This window comes from Methanobacterium sp. (genome assembly GCF_016217785.1).
Lineage (GTDB): Archaea > Methanobacteriota > Methanobacteria > Methanobacteriales > Methanobacteriaceae > Methanobacterium.
On record NZ_JACRGA010000002.1, the window covers coordinates 83,805 to 106,694 of the forward strand.

Genomic DNA, 22,890 nt, shown 5'->3' on the forward strand with positions numbered 1-22,890 from the left:
AATGTTAATTAAACAACTAAATTCTCTTAAAACGATTTTAAAAGTTCTGACCAGGGCCCACCCTACACTGCAGACAAAAGTTGTCCCAATAATGCATTATGATATATAAAAACAAGTAAATATTTTTTTAAATTGAATTCTATTTGGGCCTTAGCTGATTTTTTTTATAGTTCATTCTTATGTAACCAAATATGATAATATGTAGCAATAATACAAAAAAGATTGAAATAATAGAGATTACCGCCGGAACGGCAATATAAGAATAGAATACTATTAAAGTATATGTCCCTACCGGAATACCTAATATTAGACTTATGATGAGCCCCGGATTATATTCCCGATTTCGTATAGAAAAAATCACATGGCTCAAACTATTAAATACCGCAAAATAAGGAATCCATAGGCCAAACATTATGTTAATAGATGATAAACCTGCAAAAATAGGCATTAATATCCAAATAATCGGAATGTTTATCCAAAAAATATTTTTTTCATTTAGAGGAAAATTTCCTTCGTGAACCTTGAATACTTTTTTATTTATATAATTTTGAAACCCATTCCAAGCATGTTCCTCAAACTGATGCAATAAATAAATAGGTATCTGTATCCAAATCAAAAACAGAACAATATTTTCAAGTTTTATGAAAATAACAATAAATACAGTAAGAACAATTGCAAATAAAACACTTAATTTTGCCCAATTTTTATAGAGCCAATTTAACATATTATTCCTCAAAATTAGTATGGTTTTACTGATATTTGAAATTAGTGTGTCAGGATTCTGTTTAAGTTATCAAGAAAAGGGAACAATAAAAGAAAAGGAAACAATAAGAAACACTTTGGATGCATCTATTATTGCTCAGATTTTAACAGACCCCTATACTGATGTTATAACTCAGTTACTAATAAAATTGATAAGGAAAAAGTTCATGAAAATTGGATCAATCATATGTTATATTAATCTGAAAAAAAGCGTGTAGTTGCAAAAATGAAATAATTCAGATTCAAAGCCATTAATAAGCTATTTTAAGACCTCATGACCCGGTTCCACCCTACACTGCCGAGAAAGGTGTCCGCTTAACGAATTTATTGAATAGAATACAGATTTTTAAATATCTAATACAAAAGTTATAAAGGAATGTCTTATTCCATAGTAATAATGACATTTCCCCTTTTGTGACCTTTTTCAACATAACCATGCGCTTTGGCAATCTGTTCCAAGTTATAGCATCTATCTGTGACTAATTTAATCCTTTTCGCCTCAATTAACCTTTTAATGAAAATTAATGATTCGGTCTTTTCAATTGACATTCCTGTAATTTGTTTTTTCCCACCCAATAGTGCAGTCCACAGCATTAGGAAACGATCCATCAATCCTCCAGTAGTTAAAATATATTTGCCATTTTTCTTAAGGGAGCGTTTACTCTGTGAAAAGGAACTTTTTCCTACAGTGTCAAAAATTATATCATATTTTTCACTATTTTTTGTAAAATCATCTTTAGTGTAGTCAATAACTTTATCCGCACCTAAAGATTTTACCAAATCTAGATTTGCATTACTGCATACCCCAGTGACTTCTGCCCCAAAATATTTAGCAATTTGAATCGCAAAAGTACCTATACTTCCAGAAGCACCTAGTATAAGAACTTTTTGTCCGTTTTGAATATTCGCCTTATCTTTAAGGAAAAACAATGCAGTGGATGCTCCATCAACTACGGCTACTGCTTCACTGTAATTCATATTGGTTGGTTTTAGTACAAGAGATCCATTTTCAGGCATGCAATTATACTCCGCATAAGCACCAAGTCCAAAACCAGTAAATCCATAAACCTGGTCACCCTTCTTAAATCGATTTACATCTTTACCTGTTTCTTCAATTTCGCCTGCAATCTCAGTCCCCAAAATTCTTCTTCTAGGTTTTCTGAATCCTAGAAATACTCTGCTAATGAAGGTATCACCCCTTCGCATCAGGCAGTCTGCTGCTGTAACTGATGTGGCACATACTCTTATCAAAACTTCATTATCCTTAGGAGTTGGTTTTTCCACTTCTTTAAACTCAAGAACATCCGGTGATCCGTATTTTGTATAAACGATTGCTTTCATGTTAATTTCCTCCCCTAATTTGATACGTTTTTGTTATGATCCATTATGATAACGACTTTTCCCTTAGCATGCCCTTCTTCAAGATACCGGAGAGCTTCTGGAACTTCACTAAACTGGTAACATCTATCTATAACGGTTTTTACTTTACCAGCTTCCATAAGTTCCTTAATAAAAACCATATCTTCTTTATTTAGAGCTGCAGTCATGCTATTTATTTTCTTACCCCCCGTATTTGAAGTGAACGACCCTAACATCACTTTGAACATGTTAAAAATCGTTGAAAATCCTACAACAACACAGATTCCTTGTGATTTCAATGCACGTTTATTTTCAGATACAGTGTGATTAGCAACTGCATCAAAAATTAAATCATATAATAGTCCATTTTTAGTATAATCTTCTTTTAAATAATCAATAACATGATCTGCACCAATAGAGCGCACCATTTCCAAATTTTGTGTGCTGCATACGGCAGTAACTTCAGCCCCATATGATTTGGCTATTTGCACAGCAAAAGTGCCCACACCACCCGAGGCCCCATTGATCAAAACCTTTTGCCCTGCTTGAATCTTCCCATAATCTCTAAGACCCTGTAAAGCAGTTATTCCAGTAATGGGTACAGCAGATGCTTCTCCAAATGTAATATTGGCCGGTTTTGACACCACATCTCTTTCCAGAGCACATGTATACTCTGCAAAACCACCCCGTCCACTCTCAGATAGGTTGGCGAAAACTTCGTCACCTGGCTGAAATTGATTTACGTTCCGACCAATTGCTTCAACTGTCCCAGCAACATCAGTTCCAAGTATTTCGTGTTTTGGTTTTAGAATTCCTCCTCCCATTAAGCGAACTAAAAAGGGAGATGCTCTCATAAGGCGCCAGTCAGCCACATTAGTAGCTGCAGCGAGAACTTTTATTAGAACTTCACTATCTTTAGGAGTTGGTTTTTGCACTTCTTTTAATTCAAGGACATCCGGTGATCCATAATTTGTGTATGCAACTGCTCTCATTTTGTTTGAATTCATCATTATCACCATAATTACCTATTTAGCCCGATAATTTGATTATTCCCCATTATACCCATTAATTTAACATTTAATTGCAGTAGTTTTCAGTTTTTTATTATGTTGATAAAGTTGAGCTATTAAATATCCAAAAAAGACAATAGAGATTATTAGAAGTGCTGAAATTAGTTTTGTGTTATCATAACCTGTTATTAACACTAAATACAGTAAAATTAAGCTTATAAACGCCCCAAGACTAATATTCCTGATTTGGCGATTGTTTCTTTCAATTAATGATCTTGTATCTGTGTAAATACTGGGTTTCTTATCTTCGTAGGATTTACGCCATACATACCATGGACTGATTGTTTCATTCACTAATTCCCAACCATCTTCCTTGAAAATCTCGAAATAATCTTCCCCCACATTACTCTGATAATCAAAACAGTACCTCATTTTTCTGCTTTCTTCTTTTTTAAATTGAAACCTCATCATAGTAAAATCGAATTTAAAAAGTGCCCATCCATTTTGTTCCATTTCTTCCATCCAATTTTCCATTTTTTCTATTTCCCAGCCGCCCCACATTCGCCATATAGTTTTAACTTCTTTCATTCTAATTCCCCATTTCATTTTTACCATGATTCAGAAGTTCTTCTAGACGTGCGAGCTCTAATCCTAGTATAATTTTACCTTTTTCACTGATTTCATAGATTTTTTTACGTTCCTCTTCGGCAACTGAATTTATTAACCCTTCCTTTTCCATTCTGGACAGATTCCCATACATGGTCCCCGCGCCTATCTTAATACGGCCATTGGTGATCGTATTTACGTGTTGCATGATCCCATAGCCATGTCTTGGCTTATTTAGAGAAATTAAAACGTAATAAGCCGCTTCGGTTAATGGTAAATACTTTTTTTGTAATTTTTTTGCATCCATATTGATCTCCAAATCCTATTGATACATCGTGCAATGTTATACCACTTAACGATATATCGTTGCACGTTATATATAAACTTTCTGATTCCCAAATAAAATCTATGAAAAATAAGTCGAATCAACCTATTAGTTTTGAAAATATAACTAAAAAAAACTAAATTCCAACTCTTTTAATGCTTTTTAAAGCCTCAGGAGTATGGTAATCCCGCACACTCAAACAAAGATGTCTGCACAACACATTCTGGAATAGAATATTCACCTTAACAGTAAAATTTACTTAATTTCTTTATTTGCGATTTTTACAAAATAAAATATAAAAATTATAAAACTATTTTAAGAGCTCGTGACCAGCCCGCACCCTAATCTGTGGATACAATCTTAAAAACGTTAAAATCTTCTCCAGGGTCTCCTGAGCCACTTTCACATCCCAGGTGTAGTCACTGGGTGCCACACCCAGTACAAGATTCTCTCGGATGAATGCAGCATCCATGGTCAAGAAAACAGGACCATCCCTCCCATTTACAATAAAAGAACTGTGTCCAGGAGTGTGTCCAGGTGTATGGATTGCCCATAGAGATCCATCTCCCAGTAGATCCACGCTGGGGCCTAAAAAGGGCATATCCCGTGCCTGAGCATAATCAATTTCAAATAGTTCTTCTAAACCTTCTAAAAAATCACCATGGACTTCGGGATGGTATTCAGCATATTCCCCTTTGCCAGTTACATATGGAATCGTTTTTGGAAGTTCCCTCAGCCCTGCAGCATGGTCAGAATGTAAATGGCTTAAAAACACCATTTCTAGATTAATTCTGTTCTTTTGGATATAGTAGGCTATGTTTTCATTTTCACCCTGCAGGTATTCATCAACATTACTTCCTTCTAATCCTCCACGTGGGTCCTTAAAGTAAGATACATCCAAGCCCACATCCAAAAGGAAGTCACCCTTTTCTTCATGATGTACCCAGTGGGCCAGTATGGGAACTTCCAACTCCTGGTCTGGAATATCCCGGGCACGAGGATGGTCTGGATTTATGGTGCCTTTCCTGTTGATGGCAACAGTGCCTGTCTGGAAACTCAGAACACTAATATGACACGGATTCTGGAACACTTCCACCCAACCATGATTCCTACTTTTTTCGTACTGGTAAGTTCTAAGTTTCATTGACATCTTATCATATAATTTTAATTATAATCAAATTCCAATTTGTGGTTTAAAATCCAGATTGTTATTTCCCTTTAGCACGATCCACTCCCTCAAAACACTTATCCAGAAACTCCTTTTCAGGGGGTTTGGTTAGTAAACTGACCACAATGGTAACCACAATTGCCACTGGCAGGGCCACGATCATGGGATCCACGGTGGGCCAGGGCACAGATGTAATAATAGTAGACTGCCCCATTAAAGCTTTTGAAACCCCCAATGGTTCGGCTGTTTTCTTAAACCCAAATAGTAACCATATCAGACTCACTGCAGCTCCTGAAACCAATCCTGCGATCGCACCTTCTTTGGTGGCTCGCCTCCAGTACAGTGCCGCCACGTAGATTGCCAGGAATGCAGCGGCAGTGATACCAAACCACAGGGCGGTTCCCAGGGCAACAATACTGGCCGGTAGTATGAATCCCAGAATGACTGCAATGATGACTGCGATCACTATTCCTATCCTGGCCACCCTTACCGATGACCCCCCAGTTTTACGGAGTATGGTTTCATAGATATCCCGTCCCAGGGCAGTTCCCTGGACATGGAACTGTGCAGAAAGAGTGGACATGGCTGCAGATAGAAGTGCTACCATAAAGAGGTATGTAAACCACAAAGGCATTGCAGCAGCAATAAATGCAGGTATAACCTTGTCCAGGTTACCTCCCGCAGCCTGCACCGCAGTTTGGCCTGTTGTCTGGAAGAAATAGACATTAGAAATTGCACCAACCACATAGGCACCGAATGTCATTACAAATATGAATAATCCCCCGATCAAAACTCCCCGGTTCAACTCCTTATTTGATTTAACAGTCATGAAGCGCACCACCAGCTGTGGCTGGGAAAGCACCCCAATACCTACCCCTAGGATGAGACTGGAGACCAGTGTCCACCAGAAGGGGCTGCCCAGTGAGGGCATGGTTGTCCAGCCAGTGAATCCTGTTGCTGTGGCAGCAGCAGTTGCATTACTCGGTATCACATTCACCAGATTGGTAAGGGCCTGGTTGGCATCAACTACCCCTCCCAGCATCCAGTAAATTGCACCAAGGAGGAATATCATTCCAAAGAACATGATACTACCTTGAAGGGCATCAGTATACATAACTCCCCGGATCCCTCCAAATACAACATAAACCGCCACTATGATTGCCATTACAACTAATGCTATGTTGTAATCTAGTTGCAGGGTTGTTTCCACAAATCTTGCCATTCCCACTAGGACCACAGCAGCATATAACGGCATTCCAATGAAAATAACTGCGCCTGAAAAGTATTGGATGAATCTGCTGTTAAATCGTCTGGATAAAAACTCAGGAAAAGTTAGAGCACCGAGATTGTGGCCCATTTTACGGGTACGTTTTCCAAAGAACACAAAGGCAATGAAAATTCCAATGATGATGTTTAAAAAGACCAGCCACAGGATTCCCATACCATAATTAGCAGCAACCCCACCAAACCCAACAATAGCTGCTGTACTGATGAATGTGGCCCCATAACTCAGGGCCATGACGAAGGGGTGTGTTTCCCTCCCTGCAACAAGATAATCATCCGCATTCTTAGTTCTACGCCAGGCAATATAACCAATATACCCATTTATTAGGAGAAATACCAAAACTACAATACTCAATATCATTAAATCCACATAATCACGACCTGTCCATTTCCAGCAATTATATCAGTATTATTAATGATTAATGAATCTCTGGCGACCATATATAAACTTTAACATAATATGGGCATTATTATTAATCAAGTGAATTATATCACCAATACAGCCTAAGCATGGAGCTTGTTACGTATCTATCCAATTTAAATAATGTTAACAATAAAAGCCCAGTATTGCCCTAGATAGGTAGGATTAAAATAGATAGGGTTAAATTACCTTTAGTATTAATGAATGAATAGAATAGGAAAAGGGGTAGTGAAATAATTGAGCGAAGATGGTCCTCCTCGATTAAGAAAACCAGGAAACGGTGCTAAGAAAAAAGATGCATCATCCAAATTGGGAAAAGCCAGTGCGGATATTAAAGAAAAGGTTGGATCTTTCAAACTGAATAAAGGAGAAACATCCATTACCAGTAAGGTAAACTCCCTCAAATCCAGGAAAAACAGTAGGGATAAAAATGGAAATAACGGTCCCACCAAACTGAAAATACCACACTCTGAATCTCCAGAAAAATTCAGCTGGGATGGTTTGAAAAATAACATTCCCACCATACTGGGGAAAAAATCCGTTTTAGGCATTATAGGCATTATTATTCTAATTATTCTGGTTATTAGTGCTGCAATGTGGGTTATGGGCGATAAAAAAACCATAACCAACCAGAGCAACACCACCACCCCACAGATAAATACTCTTAAAAACCATTTTGACAATGGTAACATCTCTTTTGATTATCCTGAAGGCTGGAATGTTTCAAACAGCACACAAGCTCCCCTGATAGTTACAGTTACTCATGACGAAAACAACAGCTTCTCAGTCTTTAAGGAGGATCTCGGAACACAAAATTTCACATACAAGGTTGCCAGCTGGCGTTCAAACATTTTAGCCAACGGTATGATCTACTATGAAGGTGATCTTACCATTGACAACACCACTGCCTATGAACTGGAAGCCAACTACAAACCTGATGATAAGGTTTTCACCACCAGAGGAATAGCCTTCCAGAAAAACAATAGTGCATATTTTGTGATCTTCGTATTTGACAAACCCCTTCTGGATTATAAAAACGAGATGGATAAAGTCCTAAACAGTTTCCATGTGAATGCATAAAAAATAGTTCAAATTACAAAAAAGGGATTTGAAATTAAATTTGATAAAAAAAAGGTAAATTGGCCGGTGGATTGAAATGATCTGGAATGAAGAAGTTGAGTGCATATCTAGAGATGAGATGAGGAAACTGCAGCTTAAACGATTAAAAGATGTTGTGAAACGGGCCTATGAAAATGTTCCCTATTATAAAAAACGTTTTGATGAGGCAGGTATTAACCCCCAAGACATTAAAACCCTGGAAGACATCCAGAAAATACCTTTAACCACTAAAGACGATCTTCGTGCGGCCTATCCCTTTGGAATGTTTGCAGTTCCCCGTCGTGAGATTGTGGAAGTTCACACCTCCTCAGGTACCACTGGAAAACCCACAGTATCAGGATACACCCATAAGGATCTGGATATTTGGAGTGAAGTCATGGCTCGTGGTTTAACCATGTTCGGACTCGATGAGGATGATCTAATCCAGAACACCCATGGTTACGGTCTTTTCACCGGTGGATTCGGAGTACACTACGGTGCCCAGAAGATAGGGGCCACAGTTATACCCATTTCAACGGGACAAACCCGCAGACAAATCGAAATAATGAAGGACTTCGGGACAACGGTACTGATAGTCACACCCTCCTATGGACTTTACCTGGCAGAGGTGGCGGAAGAAGAAGGTCTTACAAGTGGGGATCTGAATCTGAAATCCATTGGTTTTGGAGCTGAAATGTGGACTGAAGAAATGCGCCAGGAAATCCAAAAACGCTTCAATGCCCCCGCATACAATATTTACGGCTTAACTGAAATTATGGGACCTGGAGTGGCCTTGGAATGCCCCGAGCAGGATGGTCTGCATGTTATGGAGGACCATTTCTATCCAGAGATCATTGATTCGGAAACAATGGAAGTCCTTGAAGACGGAGAAAAGGGCGAACTGGTCATAACCACCCTAACCCGTCATGGAATGCCCATTATTCGTTTTAGAACCAAAGATGTTACCCGCCTTAGAAGGGGTGAGTGCGCCTGTGGCCGAACTCATGTGAAAATGGACCGCATCACCGGCAGGACCGATGATATGCTCAAGATCCGTGGAGTGGCAGTATTCCCCTCCCAGATCGAGAAGGCACTTCTGAAGATGGATGGTATTGAACCACATTACCAGATCATTGTCACCAGACCACAGCACCTGGATGAAATGGAAGTGCAGGTGGAAACATCCCCTGAACTCTTCTCTGACGAGGTGAAGGAGTTAGTAGGGATTAAAAAGAAAATAGAAAACTTCATACACAATGAAATTGGTTTAAGAGTTACAGTAACCCTGGTAGAACCCAAAACACTGCCCAGAAGTGAGGGTAAAGCAGTTAGAGTTATTGATAAACGGGGATTGAATAGTTAAACGAAATTTGCTGATGGAGATATAACTTAAATTTATTGAAACTCATCCCATAACTTTAGAAAAATCCCATAAAAATAGTGATAGGGGGAATTGTAAGTGAAAATAGAACAGTTATCAATATTCCTGGAAAATAAGAAGGGTAGAATGAGGAATGCTCTGGATGTTCTGGCTGATGGTGGATTCAACATCAGGGCCCTGTCCATTGCTGATACTTCAGACTTCGGTATTTTGAGGTTAATCGTCCCTGAACCATATAAAGCCAAAGAAATCCTGGAGGAGAACAATTTCGTGGTTAAGATGGGCTACGTTATTGCTGTGGAGATGTCTGACCAACCCGGAGGACTGGGCACCATCCTGGGCATACTGGATGACTCGGACATAAACCTGGATTATCTTTACGCCTTTGTGGATGAAAAAGAAGAAAGAGCCATTGTCCTGCTCCATCCAGAGGATATTGATGCAGGGATTGAAGTCCTTAAAAAGAGTGGGGCAACTATAATTCCACCAGAAGATGTTTACAACTGGTAAACACAATTATTATTCAATTTTTTACTGGTGATTTAGTATGAATTTCTTATATTTTATTTTCTATTTTTCGAAGGTTTAGTATCAAACCAAAAAGAATATTTTAAATTATCCCTATTTTGTAGATAGGAAATTCTCAACATCATTAATAAATTCTAATGTTCCAGCCTCTATTTGCTTTGTTAAATTATCCAAATCACTGAAATCTGGATTCTCAACTAAAATATGCTCCACAATAGAGTCAACACCTTTTGTAGTTGGTGGAATATGGTATTTATTCCAATCCATTTCTTTAAACAGTTTCCAGTATTTGTTTTGAACTTTTTTATTGTATCCTGCTAACCATACTTCAAATCTAAATGTTTCATGAATAAAGACTATTGCAATTTTCAATTTTTGACTTTTTAATGATTCTGGGGAGAAGGAAAAATAGGTCATATCCATATATCCCGGATAAATACCTGACACAAAATATTGGGGATATTTATTCTTAAAATAAACTCGCAAATCCATTATATATCCCATTAATCCACCATATGCCTCCTGAATACAACCTTTCTCTAACTGTTTTCTATATTCATGCATATATTCATTAAATGAGCCCATATCCAATTCCCCCACTAAATCATCGGTATATAAATATATTAGATTATTAATGAATTTTTATTTTTCCGAATTTTTATTTTTCCACTGTTTATATTAACTTTTTTTAAAAACAAGAAAAATATACATTAAATCCTGCTTAAATGTTTGAAGAACAAACCCTGTACCCTTCCTTAAATGCCTTTAAATTTACAGGAATACTCTTTTCAGGCAGGTTGTTCTGCATTGATTCTATTATGGTCTCTTTATCCACTGGAAATCCTGGAACCGCTGCTGCAGCGCCTAACATTACCATGTTCACCGCGAGGATGTGACCAGCTTCCTTGGCTATTCCATCTGCATCCAGGGCAATTACCTTCTTTGCATGGGATGAAAGTTCCTCCAGTAGAGTGGATAGTTCGGGGTAAGGATATTCACTTTGCCGGATGTTAAATGGATAAATTGATGAAGTGTTCGTAATCACATAACTATCTTTATTTATCATGTTAACTGCCCTGAGGGCTTCCAGTGGTTCGAATGCCAGTAGAAGGTCTGCTTTTCCTTTTTCAATGATTGGGCTGTGGGAATTTCCAATCTTCATCTGGGTGGATACCACACCTCCCCTCTGGGACATTCCATGGATTTCACCAACCACCACTGATAAATCGCTTTTCATGGCGGCTTCCCCCATGATAACTGAAGTTTTGATGATTCCCTGACCACCAACGCCTGAAATGTAAATATTGTAAGGGTTCATTGTTATTCCTCCTCTCCCCTGTTATTATTTATCCTTTTCGCCCTTATGGCTTTTTCAGGACATGTCTGGACACATACATTGCACTTTCTGCACATTAAGGGGTCAATCCTGATTTTACCATTCTCATTGGTGTAGATGGCGGGGCAGGTGAGCTCCAGGACACAGGTTTCACAACCAGTGCATTTGTCATCCTGAACACTGATTACGATGTTTTTACCCTTTTGGCTCCCACCTTTGATTAGCATGCAAGGGTACTGGGAGATTACTACTGCCACTCCATTGAATTGGAGTGCTTTTTTAAATATTTCCTTTGAATTACGCACATTGAGGGGGTTGATGATCTCCACCAGTTCCACTCCACAGGCTTTTACAATTGCAGGTATGGATATTTCAGGTGCTTCCAGTCCCATGCCATCCACAGGGAGACCAGGGTTAGGTTGGCCACCAGTCATGGCTGTGGTGCGGTTATCCAGGATCACCAGGACGAAATTGTTCTTGTTGTGCACTGCGTTGATGAGTGGGGGTATTCCTGCATGGAAAAAGGTTGAATCTCCTATAAAGCTTACCACAGTTTGATCAGTGGCCTTGGAAAACCCACAGCTGGTTCCAACAGATGAACCCATTGATAAGAGATAATCTGCAATTTCATAGGGTGATTCTATACCCAGTGTGTAACAGCCAATGTCACTTGGGAAAATGAGATCATCCAGATTCAAATCCTCTGCTGCCTTTTTAACCTCGAAATAGGCAGCGCGATGTGGGCAGCCAGGACAGAGCGTGGGTGGTCTTTTGGGAAGTTCAACAGAACTAGAAACAGTTGCAACGGGCATTTCCAACCCAATCATCTTACCCACTCCTTCCAGCACGATGTCCGGGCTGTACTCGTATATCATGGGAAGAGTTCCATCTAATTTACCGTGAACGTTTTTGTTAAGCTGGTGTTTTCCTATAATCGCCAGTACCTCTTTTTCCATGATGGGGTCAACTTCCTCCACCATCAGAACCATTTCAATGTTTTCCAAAAATTCCAGCACCCTCTTTTCAGGGAATGGATAGGAAAAGGTTATTTTAAGGACATTCACCGGTAGTTTATATTCTTCCACCACATCCATAACGTAGTTAAAGGCACTGCCACTGGTGATAATCCCCACACTGCTTTCATTTTCAAAGGGATGATTTAAGGATGAATTATTGGATAATACCCCTATTTGATCCATTTTTTCAACCAAATTTTTATGCATTACCCGGGCAGACTCTGGCACTGGAACGAAACGTTGAGGATCTTTATCAAAGTGTCCTTTCGCTTTAGGCTTTTTTAAAGCACCTAGCTCCACTATTCCCCTCATATGGGAAACTCGTGTGGTGGTGCGGAGAATAACTGGCAATTCAAATTCCTCAGATAACTGGTAGGCGTATTTCATAAGATCCTTAACTTCCTGAGGACTGGACGCTTCCAGGAGTGGTATGTTTGCCAGTCGCGCGTAGTGACGGTTGTCCTGTTCATTCTGGGATGAGAACATGGATGGGTCATCTGCAGTGAGTATTACCATCCCTCCCCGGACACCGGTGTAGGCAACACTCATTAATGAATCTGAAGCCACATTAAGACCCACGTGTTTCATGAAGGTGAATGATCTAAGTCCCGAGGCAGATGCAGCGGCTGCTACTTCCAGGGCTACTTTTTCATTGACTGAAAATTCAAAATACATCCCGGCATCTTCGGCAAGGACAGATAAGACATTTCCAATCTCTGAAGAAGGTGTTCCAGGATATGTGCTGGCTACAGCCACTCCTGCTTCCAGGGCACCGCGGACTGCGGCTTCATTACCCATCAAAAACAGTTTGTCCTTCTCTTTTCTGGTGAGCATTTCTTTGATGTTCATGGTGTACTTCCTGAAGATTAGAATAGTGATTAACTATGGTTTAAACAATTAAGGCTTATTTTGAGGGATTAATTTAGTAATTAAGAACAGTTCTACCAAATATAAATGGATTGATATAAAGTTTTGAATATTGGAGTATATTAGGTTTATGAGTATTCTATGGATTTAGGTTTTTTTTAAGTTCAGGTTAAAATATTTTAGTTCAGTCTTTTTAGTTCAGTTTGAAATCACGTTTTCACGAGGTAAGATCCCAGTAATCCCTTATAAATAGAGCTGTTTGATGGTATAACCGGTAGTAAAACTGATGATGGATGTTTACTGTCATGGTAGATGGTCTGGTGGGCTACCTGTTGCTGGGTGTCGGTGGCAATTGGATTGCCAGTATTGGGGTTGGGATGAAGAATGGGATAGGCACTGGAAGACACTTCCAGGCGGATGCTATGACCGGGCAAGAATACATGTCCCATGTCATAGAGCTCTATCCGGTATTTTTCAATTTTACCCGGCTCCAGAAGAACTTCCTTATCGAATCCCTGTCTGAATCTAGCCCTTATGGACCCTCCAGATTCATAGGGTCCCAGGTTGATGACGGTTCCATTGGGGTACACATCCAAGACTCTGGCCACGAAATCCGTGTCTTTAGCATCACTGGCCGCGTATAACTCCACTGCCACTGGCCCTATGATCATGACTGGTTCTTCCAGTGGAGCAGTGGTGTAAACTAGGATGTCAGAACGGTTTTCAGTACTGTTGGAGTTAACAGCAAAACTTCCTGATGGGACTGGTCTGGGATTGGCAGGATCGTAAGTATAATTATCCGAAACTGTGGTGGAATTAACACTGGAAGTTGAATTTAATGCACTGTTGTTTGAATTGTTGGCTGGAATGCTGGAGTTGAAGTTCCATTCCAGGAAGCCATTACCATTCAATGTATTTGCCTGTCCCCTGCTGTTGAGGTAAAGTGGGGTGATGTTCATGTCTTCCGGAGGATAACTGGTTAGGTTTATCCATTTACTCAAACCAGTGATGTAAACTGTTACCCTGGGAAGATTAAACTGGCTGGTTGAATTAGTACTATTTGAAATGTTACCATAAGAATTATTGCTTGAAACATTACTGTAAGAATTGTTGCTTGAAATGTTACTGGAATTTCTGCCAGATGAGTTAGTAACCATAGAACTGGTTGAATTTTTAAGATAATAATCAAAAAATGCCAAGTGAGTGGCGTAAACATCGCTCTGTGCTCCGGAAACAGGTAAATCACCAATTTGTGATAGTTGTGCTTCTGGTTCGAAGGTTCCATTAGTTAACCAGGGTCCTATAATCAGGTACTGGTCAGCAGGGGTGGAGTTCTTTTTAAGGCCATTCCAGTAGAACAGTGCTCCTGGCTGGTCAGTGTCGAACCATCCGCAGGTGGTTAGGGTGGGTAAGTTGATACTGGTAAAATCCTGGTCTTTGAACTGGATTCGTTTCCAGTAATCATCCATGGTGGGATGTTCCAGGAACTGACGGTAAAGAGGTACCTGTGTTCCTGTGACTTCATCTGCAGTTAATAGTGGACGGTGGTTAAAGATAGGAGTCCAGTTACGGTTTTGTGTGTTTAGATCTGTGGTGTTGCCGTTGTTGGCCAGAGTCCAGGGTAGGGTCCATCCCATGTAGAAAACTCCGCCAATGGAGGGTATTTCTTCCATGTACCTCCCAGTTGCTGAGGTGGGGGCTATGCATACCAGGTGTGGTGGTTTTTCCCGTGCAGCCAGCCACTGGTCAGCTCCCATGTAAGAGGATCCCATCATACCCACCTTTCCATTGGACCATGACTGATTGGCAGCCCATTCAATGGAATCATAACCATCCTGCCCTTCCTGGAACAGGAAATTGAAAGTTCCCTGGGAATCTCCTTTCCCACGAACATCCTGAACCATGAAAACGTACCCCTCCTTGGCGAAATATTCCCCCATGCCAGTGTAATTCATGTAAGCAGCACTCCTACCATAGGGTGTGCGGATCATGATCACCGGATACTTCCCATCCTCCTGGGGCAGCCAGATATCAGAAACCAGTTTAGCACCATCACGCAGGGATGTTTCCTGTCCAATAATAGTCTTGACTGTGTAATTCACAGTTTTAGTGGTGTTGCTTGTTTGATTACTATTCAGTGAAGTGGTTGGATCGGTAATGTTCTGGCTGGTGTTTGACTGGTTCTGACTAGGATTAGTGTTCTGTGACTCTGGGGTGTTGTTAAGGTTGGTTTGCACCATGTTATCCTCACTCTGATTGTTGGGACTTTGAAATTGATTTAAAAGAGCGTTTGTACCTTCTGTGATGGAAGTTTCATTATCCTCCAGCAGGACCACACCATATAAAACACCTAAAAAAACAAGGAATACTATTAATATTACTGCAAATGGAGTTTCTTTCATTGTTCCCCCCACTAAAATAGTCAGTGAAAATTTAGTGACGAACTTATCTAATAATTTAGTGATAGACTTATCTAATAAAAGATTATTTGAAGGTTGTATTAATAATTAACTCTGATGAAGATTAAAATTCAGGATATTGAGGTGAAATACCGTGTTTTTCACAGGAAGGTGAAATACGCCCGTTTAGAGATTAAAAACGAGGAACTCATCCTCATACTACCCATCGGAGTTGACGATCATCATAAACTAATAAAAAAGCATGAAAAATGGGTTTATCAGAAAATAACACGAATTAATAGGTTAAAGAAAGAATCTGAAAACAGAAAATTGGATTTAACTCGCAGCAAACAGGAATTCCGTGAACTGGTTAAACTATTGGTGGATGAAATATCAGGTACAATGGGTTACCCGGTGAATAGGGTGAGTTTTCGTCGGATGAAAACCCGCTGGGGAAGTTGTAGCTCATCAGGAAACGTGAACTTCAACACCCGCCTCAGATACTTACCGGAAAGCCTCATCAGATATGTGGTACACCATGAAGTGTGCCATCTCCAGATAAGGAAACACAATAAACAATACTGGAATCTGGTGTCCTTAACATACCCATACTACCAGAAATATGAAAATGAACTGGCTATTTACTGGTTTTTGGTGAAAGATCTGAATTAACCACCAAAAAGGATGTTTTTTTGTTGAGTTATTTTAACTGCAACTACAACAATTAACAACTACAAACAATTAACTGCAAACAAACAATATTTATTTTATGATGAGAATGATTATCTTTAAAATTATAATAATTTTAATATAATAATTTTAATAGGAATAATGCCCAATATTTATTGATTCTATTTTACTCTTAATCCAGATGGAATTATGATTGATCCCCATGTTAGGGATCATAATTAATAGGGTAAAAAACCAGTTAAACTCATTATAATATAAAAATATAATTTTTAAAAGCTTAAATAAAAATTTAAACATCAAAAGGAAATCAATAAAGCAATACAGGAGATCAAATGATAAATATAAGTGTTATGCGTTATCAGCCTCTGCAGGATGAGGAACCCCACCTTGAATCATATTTTGTTAAAAAGAAGGATAAGATGAAGGTCCTGGATGCTTTAAATTACATCAATCAACACCATCAGGCCAATATTGCCTATCGTTGCTCCTGCAGGGCAGGTCAGTGCGGCTCCTGTGCTGTTAAAGTCAATGGAGAAATGGCCCTGGCATGTAAAAGAGAAATTAGGGATGGGGATGTAATAGAACCAATCAATTTACCAGTTATTAAGGATCTGGTTGTGGATCGGAGTGAAATGGACAGTAAAGTAAAGGAAATGGGACTTTTCCTGGATGATGAGTGTGGAATTAGTGAGTGTCCTGCCATTTTAGATCCAGAAGAACTAACAAACACCAAGAAGTTAAGGAGTTGTATTGACTGTTACTCCTGCCTATCAGCCTGCCCAGTCTTAACTGTTAATGATGAATTCGCAGGCCCCTACTTCATGCGTTACCTATCCAAATTTGCCATGGACCCCCGAGACTGTTCTAACCGAGCTGAAGAAGGATTTGATGAAGGACTCTACTGTTGCACATCCTGTTCTAAATGTGTGGAGGTCTGTCCCAAGGAAATAAACACCTTTGGTGGTGCTATTGAAAAGTTAAGGGAAATAGCCTGCCAGGAGGGTATTGGGCCGTTACCCCCTCACAGTTTGGTAAAAGAGCTTATTGAAAAAACAGGAAGATCAGTAGAACCCCCGGAAGAAGGGCCAATGAGGGATGGTTTCATAAAAACTGTTAACTCCCAAAGGGTAAAAGCAAAAGATAATGAAGAAGATGGAAAAGAGAAAGTTGCACTTTTCACAGGTTGCCTGATGGATTACCGTCTTCCCGAAATTGGAATGGCCCTCATAGATGTTTTGAATAAGCATAATGTTATAGTAGAGGTTCCTAGTCAGCAGGTTTGCTGTGGTTCTCCCCTTATCCGGACCGGGCAAACTGATGCCGTGGAAAAACTGGTTAAACAGAATGCCAAGGCCTTGGAGGGTTATGATACAATCATCACTGTCTGTGCTGGTTGTGGAGCCACCCTTAAAAAGGATTATCCTGAGTACGGTGCCAGATTGAATGTAATGGATATCAGTGAGTACCTGGCAGATAAACTTAATACCGAAGATATGAAACCCGTGAACATGAAAGTCACCTACCACGATCCCTGCCATCTCGTCCGGGGTCAGGGCATCCGGGAGGAACCCCGGGAGATTCTCAAAAAAATTAAAGGTCTTGAATTTGTGGAGATGGAAGTCCCTGACCAATGTTGTGGTGCTGGTGGTGGTGTAAGGGCAGGTAAACCAGAAATAGCCGAGGCCCTTGGTAGGGAAAAAGCAAAAATGATTGAAAAACTCGGTGTTGATGCCGTGATTACCATATGCCCCTTCTGTGAAAATAACATCAGGGCCTCTCTGGAAAAAGAAGGGCTGGACCTGGAAGTTATGAACATACTTAAACTCCTGGAAAAGGCATACCAGTCCTGAAATAAATGAAAATTGCCTGATAATAATTAAACACTAAATTAATTAAACACTAAATTAATTAAATTTAGAAAAATTATAAAAAAAAGGAATTTGTAAAAAAAGGAGTAAAATTAAGGATAATATGATTTATGTGGTTTTTGTGGAGCCAGAAACTCCTGGCAATATTGGGTTCCTGGCACGGACCATGAAAAATTTCGGCCTAAAACAGATGGTACTTATAAATCCCTGTCCACTGGAACACGATTCATATTACATGGCCATGCATGCCCGTGAAATCATCTACAATCGCCAGGAATATCCTTCCCTGGAAGAATTCCTCAAAACAGAGGAGATTGATTTTGCAGTGGGAACCACTGGTGAGGCCGGGGGAAGTTACAACATTCCCCGTATCGCAGTAACACCGGATAATCTAGCCCAATCACTTAATGTAAAAGGCAATATTGCATTGATATTGGGCAGAGAAGGTGATGGACTTACTAACCATGAATTAGAACTCTGTGATGTGGTGGTATCCATCCCAACCCATGAATCATATCCCATCCTCAATGTGACCCATGCTGCTGCCATCATCTTTTATGAATTGTTCAAAAATGAGAGAACATACCCAGTGGAAGACTTGGATGAAGCTTCCCTTGATGAAAAACAGGATTTAATTAAATACATGGATGATGTGCTGGGTAATCTGGATTATCCTCCACATAAGAAGAAGAATGCTTCCACAGTGTTCCGGAGAGTGCTGGGAAGGGCATTTATATCAGGAAGGGAAGCCCATACTCTTAAAGGAATGTTTCGAAGAATCAAAGAGAGGGTTAAATAAAAAAAGATAGGGTTAAATAAAATATTTTTGAATATTCATGAATTAAATACTGAATAATTCTATAAATTGGTATTGGTATTCATGAATGGTATTGAAATTCGGAATGTATTGAATATCCCGAATATAACATTGATAATGAAAATAACGGATACTTTATTGTTAATCTACTACAAAATTATACCTCTAAACATGATTATAAAGGATGATCACTAACTAAAAAGGGAGAATGAGGATAAAATGGCTATTTTAAGTGACCAGGATATTATAAAATATTTAGATGAAGGGAAAATCACCATAGAACCATTGGAAGATCCAGCCCGGCAGATTCAACCATCCTCGGTGGACCTCAGGATTGGGAACGAGTTTAAAGGTTTTCGCATTATCCGAAAACCGTGCATCGACCCTCTGGACAAATCTGACCTGGAGTCTTATATGGAATCATTCCACCTGGATAAGGGACATGCATTCATAATACATCCAGGTGAATTTGCACTGGCCACAACCTATGAAGCAGTTAAACTCCCTGATGACCTGGTTGCCCGTGTAGAGGGGCGTTCATCAATGGGGCGCCTGGGAATCACCATGCACGTTACTGCAGGATATATTGACCCCGGATTCCAGGGGAAGATCACCCTGGAAATATCCAACATAGGCAAGATGCCAGTGGCTCTTTATGCCGGTCAAAGAGTGTGTCAGATAGTCTTTGAAACCATGACCAGCCCATCCCTACGACCTTATGGCCATCCCGAACGGGACAGTAAATATATGGGCCAAGACAAGCCGGTTACCAGTAAAATCAAGCAGGACTATGAGATTCGGGACCGGAAGCAGACGAAATTACTTTAATTCAAGTAACAGAAGAGCTATGTTCAAATTTAAAAAATTTGCCTTTAATATAAAATTATCCAAAATTCGAGAGGAAAACTGAGAGGATATAAAATGAAGAATGAAGATGTTATGAATATTGCCAAGAAACGAGGATTCTTATGGTCATCATTTGAAATCTACTCAGGAGTAGCCGGATTCTTTGATTACGGTCCTCTGGGTGCAATCTTAAAGAATAAGATCATGAACAAGTGGAGGGACTATTACCTGGTGGGTGAGGGGTTCTATGAAATTGAATCACCAACCATCATGCCTGAAGAGGCACTTAAAGCCTCAGGACACGTGGACCACTTCAATGACCCCATGACCGAATGTAAAGATTGTCTGGAAGTGTTCAGGGCAGATCATATTATCAAAGAGGCCACTGGAGACGAAGTGGAAGGTCTTGAAAATCAGGACCTCACTGAAATACTATCTGATGAGCAGATTCCATGCCCCAAATGCGGAGGCCACTTAACCCATGTCTGGAGTTACAATCTAATGTTCCAGACCCTCATCGGAGCTAAGGGTAAGAAAACTGGTTACATGAGACCGGAAACTGCTCAGGGCATATTCATACCATTCAAAAGATTGTTAAGGTTTTTCAGAGGTAAACTTCCCTTTGGTGTAGTGCAACTGGGTAAAGCTTACCGGAACGAGATTTCACCACGCCAGGGTGTTATCCGCCTCAGGGAGTTCACCCAAGCAGAAGCAGAGATATTTGTGGATCCAAGGGATAAAAAACATCCAAGTTTCCAGAACGTTGCCCAGCAAGTCCTTACCCTGTACACTGCCGAAGCCCAGGAGGAAGAAGGCGAACCCCTCCAGATCACAGCCCAGGAAGCAGTCAGTAAAGATGTGGTGTCCAGCCAGATGCTGACCTACCAGTTATGTCTGGCAGACAAGTTCATGGAAGACTTAGGAATACCAAAAGACGTGATAAGGTTCCGTCAGCATATGAAAACAGAGATGGCACACTACGCCATTGACTGCTGGGATGTGGAAATCCACACCGACCGTTACGGCTGGATTGAAGTTATTGGAATCGCCGACCGTACCGATTTCGATCTTAAATCCCACAGCCAGCACAGTAAAGAAGATCTGTCAGTTTTCATAGAATACGATGAACCACGAAGTGTTACCAAAATGGCAGTGAAACCGGATATGAAAAAATTTGGCCCCCTGTTTAAAGGTAATGCACCCAAAATCATGAATTTTCTTAAGGAAACTGATCCCACCAGGATAAAGGAAGCTTTTGATGAAAATGGTGTTTATGAACTGGAATTGGAAGGTGAAACCTTCCAGTTAACCCCTGATATTATATCATTTGAAGAGGTTGAAGAAACTGTGCGGGGTGAAAAGGTATATCCCCATGTTATCGAACCATCCTATGGTATTGACCGTATAACTTATTCTGTGCTCCTCCACTGTTTCACCCAGGAAGATGATCGTAACATTTTCCATTTCCCCCCTGATATCGCCCCAGTGGGAGTTAATGTATTCCCCCTGGTGAACAAGGATGAACTGGTGGGAATAGCCAATCAGATAAGGGATAATCTACGTGGAGAGGGTATAATTGCAGAAGTAGACACCTCTGGAACCATCGGTCGAAGGTACGCTCGTTCTGATGAAATAGGAACACCTTTTGCAGTTACAGTGGACCATCAGAGCCTGGAAGATGATACTGTGACCATACGTGAGCGGGACAGCCAGGAACAGGTCAGAGTATTATTATCTGAAGTTCCGGGAAAAGTTAATGATTTGTTACTTAAAAAAATAAAGTTCAGTGACCTTTAAGACAATTAATGTCTTAAGATCATCACTTTTTTAAATAACCCAGTTTTATATATTTAAATATTCTATTAATTTTTTCAAGTTTTTTTGATTTATAAATTAGAATATAAATCAATACTCCCTGAATTAAAAAAAAAATCTTTTATAAGTCTATTTCTTGTTTACCAGTGCTTCTAATTCTTCTTCAGGAATTAATTGGGCAATTTTAAGCTTGGTTGGACAGCGGCCCAGTTTTATATTGTGTTTTTTGGCTATGGCCTTTAAATCTTTCATGTTGGCTTTTTTGGCCATTTCTTTCACATCCACACTTTCACCCCAGTTAATATCATATTATGGAATTTTAAACTCCATAGTAATATAAGGTTAAACTTCTTAATTAATTTTAGATATTAAAGTTGGAAGGTAATTTAGCTGGATCGTTTGATAAAAATCGGATTAAAATCTGGATTAAAGATTATTGGAGTTGAATGGTAATGATAGACGCACATATACATGCTGACTGCAGGCCTTACGAAGATTTTGAGAGAATGGCTGTTGCAGGGATAGAATCTGCCCTCACACTGGCTCATGATCCCATGAGGATGACCACCCCGGCAGTAGTGCTGGACCACTTCTACCGTATACTGGAAAACGATTTTAAAAGGGCAAAAAGTAATGGTATTATCCTAAAAGCAGCTCTGGGCCTTCATCCCCGTAGTATATGCCAGGATTACAAGCTGGTGCTTCGCAAGCTCCCCTGGTTCCTGGACCATGATGAAGTGATTGCCCTGGGTGAAGTTGGTCTTGAAACTGCTTCTGATCTTGAAAGGCAAGTTTTCCGAACCCAGCTACAGATGGCTGATGAGCTGGATATGAAGGTGGCGGTGCACACTCCCCGGCGAAATAAAAGGGAAATTACCATTAAAACCCTCTCCATTATTGAAGGGAACATTGATCCTGCCCTGGTGGTGGTGGACCATGTGGATCCATCTATAATCGATCTGGTGGCTGATTTTAAGGGAATGCTTGGAATCACAGTGCAACCACAGAAGATGACCCCAACCGAAGCGGTTGAACTTTTAGAAGGAACATTTGATGATTATGGTCCGGAAAGGTTTATGCTGGACAGTGATATGAGTTCTTCACCTTCCGACCCCCTATCTGTTCCAAAAACTGTTCATGAGCTTAAGCTGGCTGGTTGGGATGATAAGAAAATAGAGATGTTATCCCATCAGAATGCAGCCAAGTTTTATGGGTTATAAAGATTAAAAAGTGTATTATGAAAAGTTTAAGGGAAAAAAGGAGAATCTGTATGTTTAAAAAACGGATTTATTTC

Annotated in this window: 21 protein-coding genes; 9 read left to right on the forward strand and 12 right to left on the reverse strand. The window is 39.9% G+C overall.

Annotated features, from left to right (window positions below):
- Positions 1-139: 139 nt before the first annotated feature.
- The 7 genes from HY987_RS00625 to HY987_RS00655 form a co-directional block, all read right to left on the reverse strand.
- The gene (locus HY987_RS00625) at positions 140-724 is read right to left on the reverse strand and encodes an HXXEE domain-containing protein (RefSeq protein WP_292754358.1); all 585 of its coding nucleotides are present in this window, start codon (positions 722-724) and stop codon (positions 140-142) included.
- Positions 725-1,143: 419 nt separating this feature from the next.
- Positions 1,144-2,103 carry an NAD(P)-dependent alcohol dehydrogenase gene (locus HY987_RS00630; protein ID WP_292754361.1) on the reverse strand — a complete coding sequence of 320 codons (960 nt, stop codon included), beginning with the start codon at positions 2,101-2,103 and terminating at the stop codon, positions 1,144-1,146.
- 14 nt (positions 2,104-2,117) lie between these two features.
- On the reverse strand, positions 2,118-3,113 hold the full coding sequence (locus tag HY987_RS00635; RefSeq protein WP_292754363.1) for an NAD(P)-dependent alcohol dehydrogenase: 996 nt from the start codon (positions 3,111-3,113) through the stop codon (positions 2,118-2,120).
- A gap of 78 nt (positions 3,114-3,191) precedes the next feature.
- Positions 3,192-3,719 carry a DUF2812 domain-containing protein gene (locus tag HY987_RS00640; RefSeq protein ID WP_292754366.1) on the reverse strand — a complete coding sequence of 176 codons (528 nt, stop codon included), beginning with the start codon at positions 3,717-3,719 and terminating at the stop codon, positions 3,192-3,194.
- Position 3,720: 1 nt separating this feature from the next.
- A complete protein-coding gene (locus tag HY987_RS00645; protein WP_292754369.1) occupies positions 3,721-4,044 on the reverse strand; it encodes a PadR family transcriptional regulator in 324 nt (107 codons plus the stop codon).
- A 328-nt stretch (positions 4,045-4,372) separates the two neighbouring features.
- Positions 4,373-5,212 carry an MBL fold metallo-hydrolase gene (locus tag HY987_RS00650; protein WP_292754372.1) on the reverse strand — a complete coding sequence of 280 codons (840 nt, stop codon included), beginning with the start codon at positions 5,210-5,212 and terminating at the stop codon, positions 4,373-4,375.
- A 58-nt stretch (positions 5,213-5,270) separates the two neighbouring features.
- The gene (locus tag HY987_RS00655) at positions 5,271-6,884 is read right to left on the reverse strand and encodes a sodium:solute symporter (RefSeq protein WP_292754375.1); all 1,614 of its coding nucleotides are present in this window, start codon (positions 6,882-6,884) and stop codon (positions 5,271-5,273) included.
- Between the two features lie 288 nt (positions 6,885-7,172).
- Here HY987_RS00655 and HY987_RS00660 point away from each other — a divergent pair, with 288 nt between their 5' ends.
- From HY987_RS00660 to HY987_RS00670, 3 genes are all read left to right on the forward strand, one after another.
- Complete coding sequence (locus HY987_RS00660; RefSeq protein WP_292754378.1) at positions 7,173-8,015, forward strand: PsbP-related protein; 843 nt, start codon at positions 7,173-7,175, stop codon at positions 8,013-8,015.
- A 76-nt stretch (positions 8,016-8,091) separates the two neighbouring features.
- On the forward strand, positions 8,092-9,396 hold the full coding sequence (locus tag HY987_RS00665) for a phenylacetate--CoA ligase family protein (RefSeq protein WP_292754381.1): 1,305 nt from the start codon (positions 8,092-8,094) through the stop codon (positions 9,394-9,396).
- Between the two features lie 96 nt (positions 9,397-9,492).
- The gene (locus HY987_RS00670; protein ID WP_292754384.1) at positions 9,493-9,924 is read left to right on the forward strand and encodes an ACT domain-containing protein; all 432 of its coding nucleotides are present in this window, start codon (positions 9,493-9,495) and stop codon (positions 9,922-9,924) included.
- A 111-nt stretch (positions 9,925-10,035) separates the two neighbouring features.
- Here HY987_RS00670 and HY987_RS00675 read toward each other — a convergent pair whose 3' ends face one another.
- The 4 genes from HY987_RS00675 to HY987_RS00690 all read right to left on the reverse strand — a co-directional run bounded on the left by HY987_RS00675 (position 10,036) and on the right by HY987_RS00690 (position 15,563).
- Positions 10,036-10,542 carry a hypothetical protein gene (locus HY987_RS00675; RefSeq protein ID WP_292754387.1) on the reverse strand — a complete coding sequence of 169 codons (507 nt, stop codon included), beginning with the start codon at positions 10,540-10,542 and terminating at the stop codon, positions 10,036-10,038.
- A gap of 121 nt (positions 10,543-10,663) precedes the next feature.
- Positions 10,664-11,260, reverse strand: coding sequence for an indolepyruvate oxidoreductase subunit beta (locus tag HY987_RS00680; RefSeq protein ID WP_292754390.1), 597 nt, complete (start codon positions 11,258-11,260; stop codon positions 10,664-10,666).
- 2 nt (positions 11,261-11,262) lie between these two features.
- Positions 11,263-13,143 carry an indolepyruvate ferredoxin oxidoreductase subunit alpha gene (gene iorA, locus HY987_RS00685; RefSeq protein ID WP_292754392.1) on the reverse strand — a complete coding sequence of 627 codons (1,881 nt, stop codon included), beginning with the start codon at positions 13,141-13,143 and terminating at the stop codon, positions 11,263-11,265.
- A 227-nt stretch (positions 13,144-13,370) separates the two neighbouring features.
- The gene (locus HY987_RS00690; RefSeq protein ID WP_292754395.1) at positions 13,371-15,563 is read right to left on the reverse strand and encodes a CocE/NonD family hydrolase; all 2,193 of its coding nucleotides are present in this window, start codon (positions 15,561-15,563) and stop codon (positions 13,371-13,373) included.
- A 114-nt stretch (positions 15,564-15,677) separates the two neighbouring features.
- On the opposite strand from HY987_RS00690, the gene HY987_RS00695 reads away from it, so the two are divergent.
- The 5 genes from HY987_RS00695 to glyS all read left to right on the forward strand — a co-directional run bounded on the left by HY987_RS00695 (position 15,678) and on the right by glyS (position 21,578).
- Positions 15,678-16,232, forward strand: coding sequence for a M48 family metallopeptidase (locus tag HY987_RS00695; protein WP_292754398.1), 555 nt, complete (start codon positions 15,678-15,680; stop codon positions 16,230-16,232).
- Positions 16,233-16,582: 350 nt separating this feature from the next.
- Positions 16,583-18,100 carry a fumarate reductase (CoM/CoB) subunit TfrB gene (gene tfrB / locus HY987_RS00700; RefSeq protein ID WP_292754401.1) on the forward strand — a complete coding sequence of 506 codons (1,518 nt, stop codon included), beginning with the start codon at positions 16,583-16,585 and terminating at the stop codon, positions 18,098-18,100.
- A gap of 121 nt (positions 18,101-18,221) precedes the next feature.
- Positions 18,222-18,917 (forward strand): TrmJ/YjtD family RNA methyltransferase, encoded by a 696-nt coding sequence (locus tag HY987_RS00705; RefSeq protein WP_292754404.1) that lies wholly within the window; start codon positions 18,222-18,224, stop codon positions 18,915-18,917.
- 237 nt (positions 18,918-19,154) lie between these two features.
- Positions 19,155-19,763: a dCTP deaminase gene (gene dcd / locus HY987_RS00710; RefSeq protein WP_292754407.1), complete on the forward strand. Its 609-nt coding sequence runs from the start codon at positions 19,155-19,157 to the stop codon at positions 19,761-19,763.
- 93 nt (positions 19,764-19,856) lie between these two features.
- Positions 19,857-21,578, forward strand: a complete 1,722-nt coding sequence (gene glyS, locus HY987_RS00715; protein WP_292754409.1) for a glycine--tRNA ligase — start codon at positions 19,857-19,859, stop codon at positions 21,576-21,578.
- Between the two features lie 147 nt (positions 21,579-21,725).
- On the opposite strand, the gene HY987_RS00720 is transcribed toward glyS, so the two are convergent.
- Positions 21,726-21,881 carry a hypothetical protein gene (locus HY987_RS00720; RefSeq protein ID WP_292754411.1) on the reverse strand — a complete coding sequence of 52 codons (156 nt, stop codon included), beginning with the start codon at positions 21,879-21,881 and terminating at the stop codon, positions 21,726-21,728.
- 167 nt (positions 21,882-22,048) lie between these two features.
- Here HY987_RS00720 and HY987_RS00725 point away from each other — a divergent pair, with 167 nt between their 5' ends.
- Positions 22,049-22,816 (forward strand): TatD family hydrolase, encoded by a 768-nt coding sequence (locus tag HY987_RS00725; RefSeq protein ID WP_292754414.1) that lies wholly within the window; start codon positions 22,049-22,051, stop codon positions 22,814-22,816.
- The last annotated feature ends 74 nt before the right edge of the window (positions 22,817-22,890 follow it).